The sequence below is a fragment of the Qipengyuania sp. ABI-127-1 genome (genome assembly GCA_022953095.1).
Lineage (GTDB): Bacteria > Pseudomonadota > Alphaproteobacteria > Sphingomonadales > Sphingomonadaceae > Qipengyuania.
In genome coordinates this window covers 470,532-489,461 of record JALJCR010000002.1, presented here as the reverse complement: position 1 = coordinate 489,461, position 18,930 = coordinate 470,532, and the positions used below count along the sequence as shown (strand labels likewise).

Here is an 18,930-nt window from a genome sequence, read left to right as displayed (position 1 = left end):
CCTTCAAGAAGGTGGCGAAAGCAAAATCTCCCTGCATCACCGGGGCCAAAGCCATGAGCACCAGCGCCAGGCCCCGGCGAGCGCGAATGATGGGTTATATCGTTTGGGTCTTGGCCCTTTGGGCCATTCTGCTCAACCTGTTGACCTTCAATGGATATCCGATCGATACAGGCGAAGTCGCATTGGCTTTTCTGGGGTTTGGCGCCATCGGTGCCGTGCTCGGAGTGCTCACTCAAGAACTCGGGCCAGTTCTCAGACACGTTTTGACTCCCCTTTTCGCAACGATAGCGATCGACCTCGGCTTTGGGATCGATCCGTTTCATTTCTTTATTGCGTTTGCTGCCCTCGCGCTGATTTCCTACCTTTGGTACGATCTCTTCCTGACGGTCTTCTTCTCTGCGTCGCTATCGGTCATCGTGTTTCAGGCGTTCGGCATGGCGTTCGCCGATCCCGGTGCCGATGATCCTTCCAGCGAGATGGCACCCACCCAGCAACTGGGAAAAGGGTCGGCGGATCGCCCTGCCCTGATCCACATCATTTTCGATTCCTACCTCGGTTTGGACGGGATGGCCTTAGGCCCGCAATATTACAGGGATCTCCGGGACGAGCAGGCGGATTTCTTCATCCGCGAGGGGTTCCAGGTCTATCCCCGTGCCTACAGCCGTCATGCCAGGACCCTGAACTCCCTCCCCACTCTCTTTACCTATGGGGCGCAGAAAGATTCCGAATTTGCAGCCGGCGTGCAGTATGTCGCTCCTGCCCGATTGCCGTATTTCACCGACCTCGATCAGCGCGATTACGCTATCAGCGCAGTCCTTCCGGCCTATTTCGACCTTTGCGTAAATCAGAAGATGAGCCAGTGCCGGACCTTCGAAAGTTCGGGTCTCACGTCGATGCTCGATACCGATTTGAGCATGGCGGATCGCGTCAAGGTTTTCGGATACACCATCCTCAACCTCTCCCAGACCGTCAGAATGGCTGTACGCGTGTTCGAGGCCCTCAAAGAAAACCGGGGTGGAAATAACACCCGACTGCTAACAAATCGCAGTGAGCTGTTTCCCCTCGCATCGCTCAAAATGCTCGATACCTTCATCGACGACCTGGCGACCTTGCGCCGTGGCGAGGCACGCTTCGCTCATATTCTATTGCCCCATGATCCCTATATCCTCCGGCCCGATTGCACGGTCAAACCGGAATCCGAATGGCTGGACGAACATGGCCCGGGCGCAACGAGCGCCAGAGAACGCGCTTATGCCGACCAGGTCCGCTGCCTGCAGACAAAGCTAGGCGACCTTCTGAACGAACTCGACCGAACACCGGCGGGACGCGAGGCCATAATCCTGTTTCATGGGGATCACGGGTCGCGGATCGCGCCTAGCCAGCCGATAGTCGACGCGCCCCCACTCTCACCGCGCGAAGAGATCATGTCGTTTTCGACATTATGGGCAATTCGTATCCCCGGCGAAGCGTCCGGCGAAATCCCGGGCACCCATGCGCTCGACGAGCTGATGGCGGACTTCAGAAGCCGTGATTTCGCATCCGCCCCACGGCCACCCACCACCGCGCCGCGCGCCGCCCATATCGACCCAATGGGTACACCGAAAGAGTGGCGCGAATTACCGAGTTTCGAACCCTGATTTAAGGAAATGTTAGGTGATTTCGTTCACATTTCGGGCGAATTCGAACTGTTCCAACGGGGTTTCCAATGCAGACTAAAGCTCTAATCTCGATCACGGGCGGCATGGCAATCTTGAGTCTCTCTTCTCCGGCTCATGCCTATATCGATCCCGCGACCGGCAGCATTATTCTGCAAGCCGCGATCGGGGCAGTCGCCGGCGCAACCCTGTTTTTCCGAACATCGCTTTTCAAAGTCAAAGCGCTGTTTTCACGCAAAGACACGAGTGTCGATGAATGAATCCGGCAGTCAGTGTCGAAGCGGGATCGTTTCGCGATCCCAGCGGCCGGGTAATTTATGCGGATGAACGGGTGTTTCGCACGGTCATGGGGGCCGCTGCCGATAGCTTTCGCCAGGCTGAGAAATCGGGCATTTTTCGCAAGCTCATCGCCGATGGGATGCTGGTCGACTTCGTAGATATAACCGACCAGGCTCCGGCATGGGGCCTCGAACAAGCCGACATGCTTCTGGAGCACCCCCGCCTCCCCTTCGTATCGTACCCATACGAATGGAGCTTCAGCCTGCACAAAGCAGCCGCACTGGCGCATCTGGACTTGCATTTGGACCTGCTGAACTCGGGGTTCACGCTCAGCGATGCAACGGCATACAATATCCAGTTCGATGGCGTCAGACCGAAGTTCATCGACCACCTTTCCATCCGACCTTACGAGGACGGAGAAATCTGGGCGGGGCACCGTCAGTTCTGCATGCAGTTTCTCAATCCCCTGCTCATGTGGGCCGTGCTCGACGTGCAGCCCAATCACTGGTTTCGCGGTTCACTGGAGGGGATAGCCCCCGAGGATCTGGCTAAGCTCCTCCCGTGGAGCAAGCGGTTCAACTGGACAATTCTGACCCACGTAATTGCCCAGGCGGCGATGCAGCGCAGATATTCGAATTCGGCCGCCAGTTCGGCAAAGTACGGCAAATCGCGGCTGCCAAAGCAAAGTTTCGAAGCGATGCTGCGCGGCTTGCGGTCGACGATCGCGAAACTGGATGTGCCGTCTCACAAGACGGTCTGGAACGATTACGCCCAGAATACCAGCTATGCCGCGCCCGAAACGCAGGCCAAGCATGAATTCGTCCAGGAAATGGTCGCCAAGGTCGAACCCGGCCTGTTGTACGATCTGGGATGCAACAGCGGGGACTATTCGAAAGCCGCGCTAAATGCGGGTGCGAAGAAAGTGATCGGTCTCGATTTCGACCACGGTGCGCTGGAAGTCGCCTATCGCCGTGCCCAATCCGAGGGTCTCGATCTACTCCCGGTATGGCTGGACGCGGCGAATCCCAGTCCGAACCAGGGCTGGGGCCAGGCAGAGCGCAAGGGCCTCGCGCAAAGAGCCAAACCCGACGCCCTCCTCGCCCTGGCGTTCATCCATCATATCGCGATCGGACGAAACGTCCCCCTGGATATGGCCGTCGACTGGCTGCTCTCGCTCGCCCCGACCGGAGTGATCGAGTTTCCCCATAAGGACGACCCGATGGTGCAGGTGCTGCTCTCTCAACGGCCGGATATATTTCCAGAATACCGGAGCGACATATTCGCCAAAGTGCTTTCCGCGCGCGCTCGGATCGTCAAGACAGTCGATGTCCTGCCCACCCGCACACTCTACTGGTTCGAACGGAACTAAGCCCGGTCTCGCCACGCTGGAAATGCGAAGGTGGTCGGAGACGAACGGGATACCCGGAATGCTACCGTCCTGCCGCAGGGCACCGCATCCCCCTCAATTTCAATCCGAAATGGCGAATTCCGGTTCCGATCCGCATCGACGCCCGCACCGACATTTTCCTATCTGCGCGAACGTTGAAGAAGAAAACGCCCCGCCGACTCGACACCGACGGAGCGCACAGGAAAGAAACGCCAAGAAGCCTCAGAACCGGACTCGCGCACCCACGTAAAATTCGCGGCCCAGAACATCGGCAAGGCTGTTCGAGAGATTGTAGCTGGACCCGTAATTCGCCCCGGTCGGGACAAATGCGCCGAAATCGTCGAAGAGGTTGTTGACCCCGCCATAAATGCGGAACCTGTCGTCCTTGCCGAAGTCGTAGGCCATGTAGATCCGGTGGAAGTCCTGATTGCCGACCTTGAAGTAGCGATCATCCGTCGGATTGGCGTTCTGCGCGATATCGTCGACCCCGCCGCCGAGGAAAGTCATCGTGTAGCTGAACCGGAAGCCGCCATTGCGATAGCCGAGACGGAGCCGGAACTCGTCCTTGCCCGAACCGATCTCGCCCAGGGGCGACGATGTGATCGTCTGCCCACCGATCCCTTCGAAGGACACTTCCTGCTCGAAATAGTGCGTGTAGCGGAAGTCGAGATCGAACCGGCCCGGAATGAATTCCGGATCCACGCGATAAAGGACCTGCGCATCGATGCCGGAGACCACTTCGGTATCCAGATTCTCTTGGAAGTTGATCACCTCCGTAATCGCCCCAACCCCATCGCGAGTGATGACGTCGCAGAATTTGTTGTTGGGAAAATCGGAGGCCGAATAACACAGCGAAACCGTGTTCTGCGTCGAGATGGAAGTGATCGCGTCCTTGATCTTGATCCGATAGTAATCGGCCACAATCGTCAGCCCGGGAATGAACGAAGGCGTGAACGCAAAGCCTGCCGTGATCGTGTCGGCAGTTTCTTCCTGCACGTTCGGATTGCCCGCATTCGGCCCCTGGGTGCCGGTTTGGTTGTCGGTAAAAGGATCACCGGCATTGTCCGGATCGGCAAAGAATGCCTGAATACCCGGTTCGGTCAGGCAGTTTGCTGCTACTACAGCCAAATCAGCGTTCTCGGCGCCGTCGCCGACAATGCCGGTGATGCCCGACCCGTCGGGCAGCAGTCCTTCACATGGATCGGACAACCCGTCCGCATCCGGCCGCGGAGGCGAGAAGATCTCCGTTAGGTTGGGCGCACGCTGCGAACGCGAATATTGCGCACGCAGGCCGAAGTCGTCGCTGACTTGCCAGACCGCCCCGGCATTGTAGCTCAGGATCGTGCCAACCGTGTTGTAATCCCCGATGCGCCCGGCAATCTGGACATTGAAGCCATCGAATACCGGAATGTCGAGTTCGGCATAGGCCTCCACGACCTCATAGCTTGCCGATACGCTCGGGAAGGTCGCCAGCGACGTGACGTCGAAGTCGGTATCGGGCGCGAAGTTCGGGGTATCGCGCGTGGCGCCGTCATTGAGATCGCGCACACCGTTGGCGCCGACGAAAAGATCGCCGTCGGGATCGCCGTCGGTGGTCTGACTTTCGCGGCGCCATTCCACACCCGCGGCGAACTTGACGTCGCCGGCGGGCATTTCGAACAGCGTCCCGGAGATGAAGCCGCCCGCCGTGTACTGCTTGCGGGTCTGTTCCCCGTAACCGTTGTAGCGAATGTAATCTGCAGCGGCGTCGCTGATCGTGCCTTCACCGAAGATGTTGAGCGGGACGCAGCCGTCGGCACGGGCGGCCGCATCGGCACAACGGAAACCACCTGAACCGTCGGGCTCGATGTCGAGCGCGAAGCGCGCTTTCTGAAAATTATACTCGTTTGGATTGTTCTGCTTCTGATCGAAACGCCCGTAGGTACCGAAGATTTCGTACTTCAGGTTGTCGCTCAGGTCTCCGCTGACATCGGCAATTAGGCGGATCGTTTGCCGGTCGTTGATGCGCGCCTGCTCGCCCAGCTCGATCAGGCGCCGGTTGAAGCTAACCGACCCGCTGCGGGTTTCCTCCACTTCTGGCGGAATAAACGGGTGGTCCGACGCCATATTGCCGATCGTTGTCCCATCGCCCAGCGTGTCACCATTGTTGAGCGTTTCGTAGCCCGTGTAATAGGTCGTATCCACGTCCGAATAAGCGGCCGTAAACGAAAATGCCGCAGCCTCGGAGAAATCGAACGAGGTAGTCAGCGCCAGATTGAGTATCTCACGTTCCGGCAAATTGGACCGTCCCGGACGGAAGTTCCAGCCATCGAAATCGGTGTAGAAATCCGAACCAGCCGGCCGGTTCGATGGGCGCAGCGATAGGTCGTTAAACCACTGCCCGTCGACGAACCAGGCATCACCTTCGAACACGCCGCCGGGGGTGGAGCTACTGAAGCTTGGCAGCAGGCAATGGCGGTCGGTGTCAACTCCGAAACAGCCGGGATAATTGATTTCGTCGGTCCAACCGTCACTTCCGGTCGACGGGATCGGGTCGTCGAACTCGAGAGCGGCGACCGTCAGCGGCCGCGTGCTGTCGGCGGCGACTTCGTTCTCCGTCCGATATTCAACACCGAACAGGACGTAACCCCTGCCATCGGCGAATTCCGTGCCGGCGAGGCCATTAATCCGGAATTCCTCGCCACCGCTCGCATCAGGGGTCGAGAAACGTCCATCGATCTGCAGGCCGGAGAAATTGTCCTCCAGGATAAAGTTCGCCACACCCGCGATCGCGTCGGAGCCGTAGACTGCCGACATCCCGCCGGTAAGCACCTCGGTACGTTTTACAAAGCCGGCCGGAAGCGTCGAGAGGCTGACGCGATCCGAATTGCCCGAGTTCGAGACGGCGCGCTTGCCGTTGATGAGGACGAGGGTGCGATCGTCCCCAAGGCGTCGCAGGCTGATCGTCGACAGACCACTCGTCTGGATCAGATTGTTGGAGCTCTGCGGCGAAATCGATTCAGAGACGCCGGGCAGTTGCAGCACAGCTTCGGCAAGGTCGGTGGTGCCGGACTCGTCCAGATCCTGGGCGCCGAGCACCTGGATCGGCACGGCGCTTTCTTCGATCGTGCGTTCGATACGACTGCCGGTGACGACGATCCTGTTCTGCGTTGGATCCGTCGCGAGCGTCGACTGATCGGTGACCACCGTGGCGTCCTGCGCCGAAGCCTGCCCACCCATGCACAATGCGAGCGCAAGCGCCGATGTGCTTACAGCTACCGTATGCGATCGTTTCATCTTACTATACTCCCTGTCCGACATTCATTGGCCAGCCCCGAACGGAACCCGTCGCTGGTTCCGTCCGAACAAGACTGACCAAAACCCTGAACCTCATCTAATTCCGAAAAAGCGGAAGGTGATGCAGGAAACGCAAGACACTCAAATTGAAAGATAATATCCCGGCAATGCGGCTAGGAGTGGGTGAAAATACGTTACCTGCGACAAATTTGTCATAATATGTCTGCAGCACTGATAAGCGACAGGTCTTCGACCTGTGCGGGCGTGGCGCCGTTACCATATTCGTCGATCGACACGCGGGCGCCGGTTTTTATGGCTAGCGCCCGCGCAAAAGCGTTATCCTCGAAATGCAGCGCCGTGCCGTCTTCGAGGGCATAGGCCGGATAGGTCGCATCCGCGCCGCGGAGGTGCCTTTCGAGCGCCTCGCCGCGATCGCTGCGCGCGTCGGAATGGACCGAGATCGTTCCCTTGAGCAGGCCCATCCCGCGTATCGCTTCGATCCGTGTTTTGACCGAGTCCGTCATTCCCCATTCGAACATGATGTTCGCGCCCGCACTTGCCCCCGACAGCACTACCCCCCTTTCATAAGCGCGCCTCAATGCGTCGTCGGCAGACCATTCGCGAAGCAACGTGCGGAGATTCCGTGTCGAACCGCCATCGACGTATACTGCATCTACGCCTTTGAAGAACGTGTCTGGATTGTCGTCCTCCAGCGCGAAAAGATTGAGATGGCGTGGGTCGAAACCGGCGCGCCTGCCAAGGTCGCAAAATTTGCTGACCTTTTCCGATGAGTCGCCGTTCGCCGCGCCGACATGGACGATGACCGGGCGTTCCTTGCCTGTTAGCCCGACGAGATAGCGGGCAAGACAGGGTGTATCCGGCGGTTCCACAAAGAACGCGGACGAGTTGCTCATCGCCAGGATCTGTTTGCGTTTCTGCATAATGATTCGTCAGCCTATCCGCCGATCATGCCCATCAACTCGGCTGTCAGGATCGCCGCGTAGGTACCCAAGGCATAGCCAAGCACCACCCGCATGACACCGACCGTGGCGGTGAAGAACACCATGATGAGCGCCCTCTGCCCAAGGCCGAGGATCACGCTGTAGTCAGCTATCATGGCGCGGTCCCATCGCCGCCGCTGTCTTCGGTGCGGGGATCGATTGCCGGAAGGTCCGCTTCGTAGGCGTCCCGTCCAAGATGCTCCGCATACCACGCAAGTTCGCGATTAATCTTGAACAGCTTATGCGACGGTCGCCGGAAATTGTGCGGTTCGCCCTTACCCAGATAGAGCGCAGTCGGTGTTCCCGTGTCACGCACTGCACGAAACATCAGTATCGCCTGAGTAGGGGGTACGCGCTCGTCATCTCCGCCGCTCCAGAACAATGTCGGCGTGCGGACTTTCCAGGCGTCGAACACCGGCGATTGCGAACGGTAGGATTGCAACGGGGCGTTCTCCTGCCAGGGAGTCCCGCCGAACCAGGGTATCCTGCCCGACCTGCGGTCGCTCTCACCGAACAACGAAACCCAGTCGGCAACGCCGGCACCGGACGATGCCGCCACGAAGCGGTTGGTCATGGTGATCAGCCGGTTGGTCATGTGACCGCCCGCACTCCAGCCCATTTTGATCAGGCGGTCCGGGTCCGCGATCCCGTTCGCGACCAATGTGTCCACTCCGCTCAGCACATCGGTATGCGCATTGCGGAAGTAATTCCCGACCATTGCACGCATGAATGCATCGCCATAGCCAGTGCCGCCCCTATGGTTGGGCAGGAAAACGGCGTAACCTTGCCCGGCGAGCACCGGCACATAACGCGATGCATTCCAGCTTCCGAACTGCGCCGAAGAGCGCGGGCCGCCATGAGTGATCGTCACCAGGGGATAGCGTTGGCCCGCTTGGTATCCGACCGGATACACCAACAGTCCCTCGAGCTTTTGTCCGTCGGCCGCCGACCACGTGAACGCCCGCTGTTTGGGTAGCGTCAACCCACTGAGCGCAGTCGAGTAGATTGCCGACCTTTGCCGCAAGGCGCCTGTCCTCGGGTCGATCTCATGGATTTCACCCGGGCTGTGCTCGTTGGCGAAGCGCCCGAAATGCCGCCCACTCTCCGAGTCATAGGTCCAATCGCTCAGCGAGTGATCGCCGAAGGTTACTTGAGTCAGCGCGCCCCCCCTCAGGCTTACGCGATAGAGCTGCGAACGCAATCCGCTGTTGCCGACCACCCAAATCGAGTCCCCCGAGCGGTCCCATGCGAAGGCCTCCACCTCTAGTCGCTCATGCGGAAACAGCAGACGAGGCGCCTCCTCGCCAACCGCCTGCACAAACAGGTTGTCTTCGTAATAGGGCTCTCCCCCCGCATTGACGGAGGCGATGTAAGCGAACGTCTCGCCATCGGGTGCGAGACGGGCGCCATTTTCCCGGACACGGTTTTCGGTAAGCTGGCGCGATTCGCCGCTGCGCAAGTCGATCCGCCAAAGTTCGGCCGCATCGCGGTCTTCCGCAACAGGGTCGAACCGTTGGCGCACGATCAGGTAGCGGCCATTTTCGGAAAACGAATAGCCCTCGATCAGGCCAGCGCTCGCGAATATCACGCTGGTTTCCCCGCTCGTCATGTCGATCCGGTAGAGCGCGTCGGCATCGGCGCTCCCGAACGGTTCGATGCGCCATTCGTTTGCCGCGTCGTCATCGGCCTCGGCATCGCTTTCGTAGATCAGCGCGCTCCCGTCGGGTAGCCAGCTCACCTGACGGACACCACCTGGATGATTGGTGACCTGCGATGCTCCGCCCGTTTCCGGGTCGAAGAGGTGGATTTGGTCACCACCCTCCTCCTCCACTTCGGCAACGACGACGAATTGATGCGATCGGGGGCGCCAAATCGCTTCGGTCTCAGGGCTTTCGGGCAGATTGTTCAGCGCCATCCCGGCACATCCGTCATCTCCGCAGCGCAGGATTCGGAGCGTCTCGACCGTCTCGTCCTCGGCCCAGTCGGGCGCCGAGAGGACATAGCTCAGATAGCGGCCGTCGTGTGACGCCGATACGCTCGCCACGCGTGGCAGTTCCAGGAATTCGACCGGATCCAGACTGTTGTCGCCCTGCGTCGCGTCCTGAGCGTAGGTCTGAAACGACATGGCCATCGCCGACATCGAAAGGACCGTCAACGAGCCGCGAATTGACGAAAATTTCCCCATTTGCCCCCTCCGTTTGGGTGCGGCGCTAATCCGCCGATCCGGTCTGAACGAGGCAGCAAATTGAAATCGACTTCCAGTTCCGATTTCGTTACCTTCAATGCCAAAAATGCAAGATTATGAAAGGCAAGGGCTTTGGAGCTAAAATGGTTGGAAGACCTGGCTGCGGTGGCGCGACTTGGCCACTTCGCCAGAGCTGCGGAAGCACGCTACGTTACCCAATCAGCGCTCAGTCGGCGCATTAAGGCCCTCGAGGCCTGGGCGGGTGCGGAACTGGTCGACCGGACCGAGCATCCGATCCGCCTGACTGCCGCCGGAACCGAATTCATGAGCAGCGCAAGCGCGATCATAAAACAGGCGAGCGAGGCGCAGGCTGCGGCAGCCAATTATGCCCGTATCAGCGAGCGCGGCATAACGATCGCCTGCCTGCACACGCTGGCGCTGAACTTCCTTCCACGCCTGGTGGCGGAGCTTCACCGCAAGGTCTCCCCCTTCGAAGCAGCCGTCGTTCCGGAAACGCGCACCATCGAGGAGTATCTCTACGCCTTGCGCAACGGCACGTGCGACTTTTTCATCTGCTACAATCACGCGGCCATTCCCTTCGACGTCGATGTCGACGACTATCCGCGGCTGGTCATCTCGCGCGATCGCGTCTTGCCCTATGGCAACCCGGCGAAGTACACCGGCATTCTCGAACCCGGCAACGACGAGCCGATACCTCTTCTGGAATATGGTCCGACGTCGATCATGTCGCGCGTGCTGCGAAACGTGATCAGCAATGCCGAGTTTGAGCGGCGATTGCGGACCGTCTACCGGGCTACGCTAGCCGAAAGCCTAGCCACGGCTGCGCGCGAAGGCCTCGGCATAGCCTGGCTTCCCGAATCGATCGCGCAGCACATTCGCAGCGAAACGACACTCGAGCCGATCTCTCAGGACCATACGGCAGAACTCGAGATCATGATTTTCTGCTCGCGCCACAATAAGCGCCCGACCGTGCAGCGTATCTGGCAATCGCTCGAGGCAGAATAGCGAGACGGGAGCTGTCTGCCGTGAAACCATTCAGCATCCAGGAATGTGCGACGAGCCCCCAACTAGCGAGGTCACTGTATCCTGCGCGAGCGACGAAATTCTGAGCAACTTGCGCAGGTGGAAACCGAGCGAAGGGCGAACATCCTTCAAATCACAGGGTTTTTTTGAAGGGCGGTGGTGACAGGGCTGGTATACGCTATCTGTTATTTTTCAGGTACTTGCGTTGGTAAACCTAGCCATTCTGACCCACGGAGTTCTGCGGCATTTAGGGCTTATTGCCTAACCTAAAATGCGATCATTTTCGGCCGCTTTCAGAGCCTATTTTGGCGAACGAGAATGTCCAATTTGGGGTGGTTTTGCGACTGTCCGGTTGCTGCGCAGTGGTTGCAAAAGCCGACATTGACCAAGATGCTGCGGTTCGCCATCCGGTGACGATGCAAATCCAACATGGCCCGACCATATCATCCTTCATAGATGACTGGTCCTCATCCCTCTTTGGTTCGATAACAACGATTCCGTGGGAAGCGACCCAGCGAGCGGAACGCTGCATCATCGAGCAGCTCGCTCAATTGGACGAAGAATACGAAGTCTCCGGCACGATTGCTGTCCACGTGACGGCTACGGTCGAAGATGGTGCTGTTATCAAAGGCCCTGCCATAATCGGACCAAGATCTCTCGTTGCTGCAAATGCTTACCTGCGCGGCGGTGTCTTTCTTGGAAACGATTGTACCGTAGGGCCTTCTTGCGAATTGAAGACGACTTTCATGTTTTCAGGATCGAAGGTTGCGCACCTCAGCTTTGTCGGTGATTCAATCATTGGTTCGAGGGCCAACATCGAGGCTGGTGCAGTCATTGCAAATTATCGAAACGAACTCGAAGACAAGCTGATACGTATCCAATCGGATGGTCAAGTCATTGAGACCGGCGTTGAGAAGTTCGGTGCGCTTATTGGCGACGATGCGAAAGTCGGAGCAAACGCAGTCATCGCGCCAGGCGCGCTACTCGATAAGAAATCCATAGTCCGCCGCAGCAGCTTGCTGGATCAATCTCCGACTCGCTGAGGTTCGACTGCTTTCGGGCTGTTCTCAAACCGCGATTGACGTCCACAATCGGGTCGTTAGCAGGCCGTCCGCTCCTGGCGCATTGCTAGTTCCGTGAAAGCGTCGCCAGATGGGTGGTTTTCTGACTATCGGCTTTTGGGCAATTGCGCCAATTTTCGGACCAGCATCGAGAATTCGCAATTAGGCGGTAGCTGATGCAAGGCGTCGATCCAAATCTCTGAGCTTCGCGGATTTCTGGATAAGGATCGGTGCCTGATCGAGGCTTTCGACAAAACGCCAAAGATATGAGAACATCGCGAAGACATCGCCCGCTTGCGGCTTTTCCTGAGCAGTGCCCACCTGCCAGAGAGCGACGACGAAGAGAACGATAACGAGCATTTCCATTAGGCTGAAAGCGGTGGCCTCAGCATCTGAAAGCTTGATCCGCCAGCCAGCCAATGCCTCGAAGTGACGCCGGACCCGGTTTTCATTGCCATTCGAAAGCAGCCTCACCTCGTTTTCAAGGCGGTTGTTCAGACCTATGTTCAGAACACCGGACCTTCGTCCCAACCAACCGCCTACAAGAAGCAGCGGAACGCCAAGCGCTAGGCAGGCAAGAGCGAGCAATGGTTCCAGGAACACAAGTGCGGACAACGAAACGGTCAAGGCTATGAAGGCATAGAGTATCCGAGGCACGTCTTCTTCCAGAAAGACCGTGTACTCGCGGGAAAGCGCTACGCGTGCGGCAACGCGGGCTGGCTCAAGCCCGTCAGCGCGAGACCGGGCAACAACGCTCGCAGCCAGCCCGCTATAGACCCTCGTGAATACGCGGGTGTCGTATCGCTTGGACGCAACCGTCAGAATTAGCTGTGCGGTATGGCAGCCCACAAGCCACAGCACCGCTTCGTACTCACCGGCCAACACGCCGTCGATGGCGAAGCCAGTTGCCAATGGATAGAGCAGCGCGGCAATCATGCCGCTGGCCGTAAGACAATAGGCAGAGAAGAGGCGTCGGCGATGGACGCGCGCAAGTTCGAGTAACATGGTAAGTCCCGATGATCAGATATGGAGAGGTCGCGCGGATAAGCGCGCGCGTTCAGTCGCTTGTTTGCGCCGCTAAGCGGTAAATACTGACCTGATCATTTTGACCTCGGAATTCACTTCCAGAACCTCTCCTTATGTACTCGAATCCATACGCGTGAACAATGCGATTTCGAATGGCTGTTTTTCAGCGGGAAATGTCTGCTATCGGGCATCGCCGAAGATAGACTGAACGGCCGAAACTGGGGTCGTTAGCAGAACTACCGCTTTCTGGCAGGAAAGCGAGAAAGCGGCCTGTCCGCTCTGCGGCTTTTCGCGATCCGCAAACTTCCAATGAAGCTCCGACTGCCGAGCCTGGGGCCTGGGCTGATTGGACAAGTTCTCAGCGATTTACCGAGGTGGAAAAACGGCCCAAATGGCGAACCTTCTTCAAGTCCTTAAATTATAAGAATTTTTCGGAAGTTTGTGGTGGCAGGGCTTGAATCGAACCGCGAAAATAACGCTTTGAAATCAATTCTGTCTTTGAGATCGGCGCGAATGCTCCCCCACACTCTCCCCCACACTTTTGTTCATATAAGGGTAGTTCGGTTCAGCTTTTAAGCTTTGAAGCTGAATTTTTCGGCGTTTGGTAGAGCGCCTTTTCTACATATCCCGGCCCGTTCGAAACGCCAAGAAACGCTCCTCAGAAGCGGTTCTTTGCTGTTGCGCACCAACGTTTCATCACGTGGGAGTGGGTCGATGAGCGCCCATCCCCATTTCTTGGTATTGACGTATGCGGATGACGCTGAATCACTGTGCGCTATGAGCGAGTATTGCGGATGAATGATGGTCAGCAGGTGCAACCATTCCAGCAGCTTGCTAGGAACTGAGTGATGAAGACCGACCTCGATCATCTGCCGCCGCAAAAGCAGCGCGAACTGGAACGCGTGTTGCAGCTGATCTTCGAGGAGTTCGATGACGCCTTTGCGCTCGCCAGGCACGAATGGAAGAAGGCCGGGCGCATCCTCAAGGTAATTCTCTACGGAAGTTATGCTCGCGGCACCTGGGTCGATGAACCGCATACGGCCAAAGGCTACCAGTCGGACTATGACCTTCTGATCATCGTCAACGACAAGCGGCTGGTTGATCGGGTCAAGTACTGGTCGAAGCTCGATGACCGGCTGATGCGCGAATACGGCGTTACGAAGTCGCTCAAGACACCGGTCAATTTTATCGTCCATACTCTGCAGGAAGTGAACGACGGGCTCGCGCACGGCCGCTACTTCTTCATGGACGTGAAGCAGGACGGGGTGGCGCTCTACCAGTCCGACGACACCGAGCTCCATACGCCGAAACCAAAGACGCCGGAGCAAGCACTTGCGATGGCGAAGGAGTATTTCGAGGACTGGCTACCAAGCGCTCAGAGTTTCATGCGCGGATACGGCCACGCCGTTAACGATGGAGATCTGAAGAAGGCTGCCTTCGATTTGCACCAAGCTTGCGAGCGCCTCTACCATACAGTCTTACTGGTCTGCACTTTCTACACCCCCCACGTGCACAATCTCGGCTTCCTGCGCACCCAAGCCGAACGCATAGATGCACGCCTTACATTCGTCTGGCCACGTGACACCAAACGCGATCGCGCGCGCTTCGAAAAACTCAAGGAAGCCTACGTCAAGGCGCGCTACTCGAAGCACTACCGCATCACCAAGGAAGAGCTCGAATGGCTCGGCCAACAGGTCGAGGAGCTTGGCCGAGTGGTTCACGAGGTGTGTTCCGAGCGGCTTGAAAAGCTCAAGGCCGAGGCAAAGGCGAAACCCGACAAGGAATAAACAGCGATACGCTGCGGTCTAGATTCTAGAACATTTGGACAGGCCACTTCTGACACTGGACCCACATCCCATGTTTCCGTCGCGACGCTATTTCCGACCTTCAAAGTCGGGGAACAGCGGCAAAGTCTTCTCGACCAGATCGGAATCCCTTGCCTCTCGCATGATCTCGTAAGGCCGAAGCGCTGCCACAATCCGCGCAGTCAGCGTTTCGACTGCAACCCGCCGGTTGAGCGCTCTCGTTGCGGAAAACACGTCGCGGATGGCGTACGCCTTAGCCGTCACCAGCGCGATCTTAATAGCTTGTGCCAGTTCATCATCATTGGCTCGAATCATCATTCTGACATCTAGAACATAAGGGGAACTTTGTGCCAACCGGAATTTGTTGGTCTGCGAGAGATTGACACTCCAACGCGCTCCCGGCAGCGCTTTCCCGATGTGCAATCTCTACCGAATGACCAAGACGCACGACGAGGTCGCGCGCTGGTTCAGCGCGATCGATAAGCTTGGCAACGCCAATTTCGGAGAGGAAGTGTTTCCGGGATATCCGGGCGCGGTCATCGCCGATGGCAAACTCATGCAGATGACATGGGGCTTTCCGCTGACGCTGAAGAGCAAGCGAACCGGTGAGGCGCTCAAGCCAAAGCCGGTCAACAATGCGCGCACCGACAAGCTCGACAGCTATATGTGGCGATACAGCTTTGAAGAACGGCGCTGCCTCATTCCGCTGACGGCCTGGGCCGAAGCCGAAGGCAAGCCGGGCAGCAAAACGCGGACCTGGCTTAGCCGTCCCGATGCCGAGTTGTTTGCAACTGCGGGGCTATGGCGCAACAGCGACGAATGGGGTCTGGTCTACACAATGGTGATGACCGACAGTGCGGGCCGTGCTGCAGAATGTCACGCGCGCATGCCGGTTCTGTTGGCACAAGATGACTGGTCACAATGGACCGATGGCACGCCAACCGAAGCGCGCCGTCTTTGCAAGCCGTGGACCGATGAACTCGCAATCGAACGCACGGATCAGCGTTGGTAGCGGCATTAGCGCGATACGTTCGCAACGCCATGCGGACATCGCGAACCTTGCAACCAGAAGGAAAAGGGAATGCAGATATCATGCACGCGATCTGCAAGCGTGTTGCTAGGGAGCGGGGAAAACAGATGGGTCCGTACGCATATGATTTTAGGTGAGGAAACGAGGGCGAGATAAAAGAGCCGCCGTCGGTCGGGTTGCAGGTGGTTGGTTTTGTTGAGTAATCTGCGACGGCACGCGAAACAGCCCGGCGGCGGCGTGCAGAGAATTCCCTTTCATTTCAATCGATTTAGCGACGGCGCTTGGCCGCATAGCACACTAAGCGGTCATGAAATGCGGAAGAGAGCTGGTCCTCGCTCGTTCGCTAGGATGTGTGCGGATGCATTCCGCTCAGACATTTTCGGGCATCGGCGCAATGGCGTAAAGACGATAAGCCTAGCGTGGCAACGTCATGTGGCGCGATCTGGCCAGGTCGCCGATAATCTATTTCGATGGCGGGCCTGACCTGCTCCCCCCATGTCCCCTAGGTCGGTCCGTCATCACCCCAAAGATGGAAGGACCGACCGGCATGTCGATATCAGGCGCGAACGACCAGCGAGCGAGCGAACAAGGCCTGGCAAATATCGAGCCGATCGCAATGCGCGTACCCGAAGCCTGCCGCTATCTCGGGATCGGTCGCAGCACACTTTACGTGCTCATCGGCCAAGGCGAGCTTGAGTACATCAAGCTGGGCAGTTCGACGCTGGTGCTGACCGCAAGTCTCAAGAGCCTGGTGGAGAGAAGGCGCGTTGCGCGGGATCGGGCCGAAAGCTCACCTACATGAATATGCACCCCGACCTCGCTCACGCGATCGTCCTGGCCGCGCTCACGAAGGCTCCGGATGGCACGAAGCGCAGACTAATCTCGAAAGTGCCCGAGCGTCGCGAGCAAGCCGAAGACGTCATCGCAGCTAGCATCGTGGTGGCGCTCGCACAGAGGCAATGACGGTCTTTTCGTATGGCGAAGCGCGTCCGCTTCGCGCCCCAACTACCGACATTTAAACAGTTGGAGTCGTTGCTCAAAAGCCGATGTTCACTTAGCTCAATGTTTTCAACATCCACTTCATTCCAGGTTTCAGGCCACCGCGACTTCTAAAAAGCGGCAACAACTCTACGCCGACGACGGCGGTCGGCCGCGGTGTTATACGTGCGTTTCTTCATGATCGACGCTACGCGTCGTTTGATCCGCTTATCACAAACCTTCGTTCCTACGACCTTGCGAACGAAAGATGCGCACTTTCTTTTGGAATGCTCTTGGGGATTTTGTGTCTCGCGAAACAGCATCTTTGTTGTCCATCACGTCGATCCTACATAAGTTAGCCGACGAGCCTTTGACACAATGAAGTGCAATGGCTAACCAATTAGAACAAATGGGGTCCAAATTGAAAACAGAACTCTTTCTGAAGGGCCGTTTACGGCACGATCTCAGTCTAGAGGAGAAGCGTGCTCTAGAAGATTCCGTTGTTGACGTAGTAACATTGAAACCTCGCACCACACTGGTCGAACGTGGTGAGCGAATCGAGAATTCCTTTTACATCATCGAGGGCACGATGATGAGGCATTTGGATGATCAGCGTGGCGAGCGGCAGTTGGTTGGTCTTAACGTGGTTGGCGATTTCGTTGACCTCCATGGCTTCCCGATGAAGCGTCTCGATCACAACGTCGCATCTTTGGATCGGGTCACGCTTGCGAAGGTTCCTCACAAAGCCATCGCCGAACTGGTTGACCGGTTTCCTCATCTTGCCCGCGCGATGTGGTTCTCCACACTGCTCGATGCAGCCATGCACCGCGAGTGGATCTTTCGCCTCGGACGTCTCAACGCCGAAGGTCGCATCGCCCATCTCGTCTCCGAGATCATCGAAAGGTTGAAGTTCGTCGGACGCTACGATGGCACGAACCTTCCCGTGCCCCTGCTGCAACGGGACTACGCGGAGGCCTGCGGCATAACGTCCGTCCATGCGAACCGCAGTTTTCGCAATCTGCGCGAGCGGGGTATTCTCGACCCGCAAGGCGATGGCAAGATAGCGATATTAGACGAGCGGGCCCTCAACAAGCTTGGCGAGTTCGACGGCGATTATCTTTATGGCGACGGTGATCTGGCGCTGGAGTCCCTGGACGACCGGTGACCTAGGATTCCTGGTAGAGGTTCGTGACCTCGCTCGCCATCCGTTCGACTGAGTACTTTTCCTCGAACACCCGTCGAACGGTCGATGGTGACAGTTCTCGCACCTCCGGCAGGCGAGCGACCGCTTCCCCCATGGAATTCACGACGATCCCGGTGGTCCCATCGCTCACGACCTCCCCCGCGCTGCCCTGATCCCAAGCGATGACTGGGACCCCGCAGGCCATGGCCTCGATCATCACCAGACCGAACGGCTCGGGCCAGTCGATCGGGAATACCAAGGCGATAGCCTTGTCGAAGAAGGCCTGCTTCTCGCTGTCCGTCAGGCTCCCGACATGGCGTATGTCGTCATCGAGATACGGCTCCACGACTTTGCGGAAGTAGTCTGGATTGCCGACGTCGACCGGGCCAGCCAGCTCTAGAGGAAGACCCACCCGTTGCGCGAGTTCGATGGCGCGGTCCGGTCTTTTCTGGTCGGTCATTCTACCGATGAAGACCAGGCGGTCACGTCTGGCATCGGTCAGTTTATATCGGTCGACGGGAATGCCATGGTGGACGGTACCGGCAAGATTGCCCTTCGGAACATCGGCCGCTTGACGACGGGAAATCGCAATTACCCGCTCATGTGGGAACCGTTCGAAGTGGCGGATGTGATCGGCTTCATCGGCACGCCAGTGTATCGTCCTGAAGGTGGGGACATTTAGGCCAGCGCATACGCCGCTTGCGTGGGCCGACCCATGCAGATGAACCACATCGAAGTCCCGCGCGTGCCGGACTAGGTCACTGAGCTGCTCGGCTTCTAGCTCGGCAGGGAAACCTGGAGGCAATTCGCCTCGCTCGGCAGCGAGAGCCGTCAGCGAGCGATACTCGCCCAGCACCCGGACCCCCGGAAGCCTGCTATCGGCAGGACCGAACACCGTAACGTCGTGGCCTCGCCGAGATTGCGCCGTCGCGAGATCCGCGACCACGCGCTCGGTTCCCCCGTAAGTCTCGGGCGGGACGGGATAAATTACCGGAGAAACGTGGGCGATCCGCATCGAGC

Annotated in this window: 17 protein-coding genes; 10 read left to right on the top strand and 7 right to left on the bottom strand. The window is 58.0% G+C overall.

Annotated elements, in window-relative coordinates; genetic code table 11:
- The first annotated feature begins 86 nt into the window (after window positions 1–86).
- The 3 genes from MUY37_RS11865 (at window position 87) to MUY37_RS11855 (ending at window position 3,303) form a co-directional block, all read left to right on the top strand.
- Complete coding sequence (locus MUY37_RS11865) at window positions 87–1,637, top strand: hypothetical protein (RefSeq protein WP_499195555.1); 1,551 nt, start codon at window positions 87–89, stop codon at window positions 1,635–1,637.
- Between the two features lie 68 nt (window positions 1,638–1,705).
- The gene (locus MUY37_RS11860; RefSeq protein ID WP_499195554.1) at window positions 1,706–1,915 is read left to right on the top strand and encodes a hypothetical protein; all 210 of its coding nucleotides are present in this window, start codon (window positions 1,706–1,708) and stop codon (window positions 1,913–1,915) included.
- The gene (locus tag MUY37_RS11855; protein WP_499195553.1) at window positions 1,912–3,303 is read left to right on the top strand and encodes a class I SAM-dependent methyltransferase; all 1,392 of its coding nucleotides are present in this window, start codon (window positions 1,912–1,914) and stop codon (window positions 3,301–3,303) included. Before MUY37_RS11860 ends, MUY37_RS11855 begins: the two co-directional genes overlap by 4 nt.
- Window positions 3,304–3,543: 240 nt before the next feature.
- On the opposite strand, the gene MUY37_RS11850 is transcribed toward MUY37_RS11855, so the two are convergent.
- The 4 genes from MUY37_RS11850 to MUY37_RS11835 form a co-directional block, all read right to left on the bottom strand.
- Complete coding sequence (locus MUY37_RS11850; RefSeq protein WP_499195552.1) at window positions 3,544–6,597, bottom strand: TonB-dependent receptor plug domain-containing protein; 3,054 nt, start codon at window positions 6,595–6,597, stop codon at window positions 3,544–3,546.
- A gap of 212 nt (window positions 6,598–6,809) precedes the next feature.
- Complete coding sequence (locus tag MUY37_RS11845; RefSeq protein ID WP_499195551.1) at window positions 6,810–7,538, bottom strand: Type 1 glutamine amidotransferase-like domain-containing protein; 729 nt, start codon at window positions 7,536–7,538, stop codon at window positions 6,810–6,812.
- A gap of 14 nt (window positions 7,539–7,552) precedes the next feature.
- A complete protein-coding gene (locus tag MUY37_RS11840) occupies window positions 7,553–7,714 on the bottom strand; it encodes a hypothetical protein (protein ID WP_499195550.1) in 162 nt (53 codons plus the stop codon).
- Complete coding sequence (locus MUY37_RS11835; RefSeq protein WP_499195549.1) at window positions 7,711–9,723, bottom strand: S9 family peptidase; 2,013 nt, start codon at window positions 9,721–9,723, stop codon at window positions 7,711–7,713. Before MUY37_RS11835 ends, MUY37_RS11840 begins: the two co-directional genes overlap by 4 nt.
- 192 nt (window positions 9,724–9,915) lie before the next feature.
- On the opposite strand from MUY37_RS11835, the gene MUY37_RS11830 reads away from it, so the two are divergent.
- Window positions 9,916–10,809 carry a LysR family transcriptional regulator gene (locus MUY37_RS11830; RefSeq protein WP_499195548.1) on the top strand — a complete coding sequence of 298 codons (894 nt, stop codon included), beginning with the start codon at window positions 9,916–9,918 and terminating at the stop codon, window positions 10,807–10,809.
- Between the two features lie 323 nt (window positions 10,810–11,132).
- Window positions 11,133–11,870: an LbetaH domain-containing protein gene (locus tag MUY37_RS11825; RefSeq protein WP_499195547.1), complete on the top strand. Its 738-nt coding sequence runs from the start codon at window positions 11,133–11,135 to the stop codon at window positions 11,868–11,870.
- Window positions 11,871–12,050: 180 nt separating this feature from the next.
- Here MUY37_RS11825 and MUY37_RS11820 read toward each other — a convergent pair whose 3' ends face one another.
- Window positions 12,051–12,893: an ABC transporter six-transmembrane domain-containing protein gene (locus MUY37_RS11820; protein WP_499195546.1), complete on the bottom strand. Its 843-nt coding sequence runs from the start codon at window positions 12,891–12,893 to the stop codon at window positions 12,051–12,053.
- Window positions 12,894–13,762: 869 nt separating this feature from the next.
- On the opposite strand from MUY37_RS11820, the gene MUY37_RS11815 reads away from it, so the two are divergent.
- On the top strand, window positions 13,763–14,701 hold the full coding sequence (locus MUY37_RS11815) for a HEPN domain-containing protein (RefSeq protein ID WP_499195545.1): 939 nt from the start codon (window positions 13,763–13,765) through the stop codon (window positions 14,699–14,701).
- Between the two features lie 87 nt (window positions 14,702–14,788).
- On the opposite strand, the gene MUY37_RS11810 is transcribed toward MUY37_RS11815, so the two are convergent.
- Window positions 14,789–15,037: a hypothetical protein gene (locus MUY37_RS11810; protein WP_499195544.1), complete on the bottom strand. Its 249-nt coding sequence runs from the start codon at window positions 15,035–15,037 to the stop codon at window positions 14,789–14,791.
- 97 nt (window positions 15,038–15,134) lie between these two features.
- On the opposite strand from MUY37_RS11810, the gene MUY37_RS11805 reads away from it, so the two are divergent.
- The 4 genes from MUY37_RS11805 to MUY37_RS11790 all read left to right on the top strand — a co-directional run bounded on the left by MUY37_RS11805 (window position 15,135) and on the right by MUY37_RS11790 (window position 17,892).
- A complete protein-coding gene (locus MUY37_RS11805; protein ID WP_499195543.1) occupies window positions 15,135–15,731 on the top strand; it encodes an SOS response-associated peptidase in 597 nt (198 codons plus the stop codon).
- Window positions 15,732–16,296: 565 nt separating this feature from the next.
- Window positions 16,297–16,551, top strand: a complete 255-nt coding sequence (locus tag MUY37_RS11800) for a helix-turn-helix domain-containing protein (protein ID WP_499195542.1) — start codon at window positions 16,297–16,299, stop codon at window positions 16,549–16,551.
- A complete protein-coding gene (locus tag MUY37_RS11795; protein WP_499195541.1) occupies window positions 16,548–16,712 on the top strand; it encodes a hypothetical protein in 165 nt (54 codons plus the stop codon). The genes MUY37_RS11800 and MUY37_RS11795 overlap by 4 nt, the downstream gene beginning before the upstream one ends.
- Window positions 16,713–17,148: 436 nt before the next feature.
- Window positions 17,149–17,892 carry a Crp/Fnr family transcriptional regulator gene (locus tag MUY37_RS11790; RefSeq protein WP_499195540.1) on the top strand — a complete coding sequence of 248 codons (744 nt, stop codon included), beginning with the start codon at window positions 17,149–17,151 and terminating at the stop codon, window positions 17,890–17,892.
- 1 nt (window position 17,893) lies between these two features.
- On the opposite strand, the gene MUY37_RS11785 is transcribed toward MUY37_RS11790, so the two are convergent.
- Entirely contained in the window at window positions 17,894–18,925 is a 1,032-nt protein-coding gene (locus MUY37_RS11785; RefSeq protein ID WP_499195539.1) for a glycosyltransferase family 4 protein, read from the bottom strand.
- Window positions 18,926–18,930: the final 5 nt, after the last annotated feature.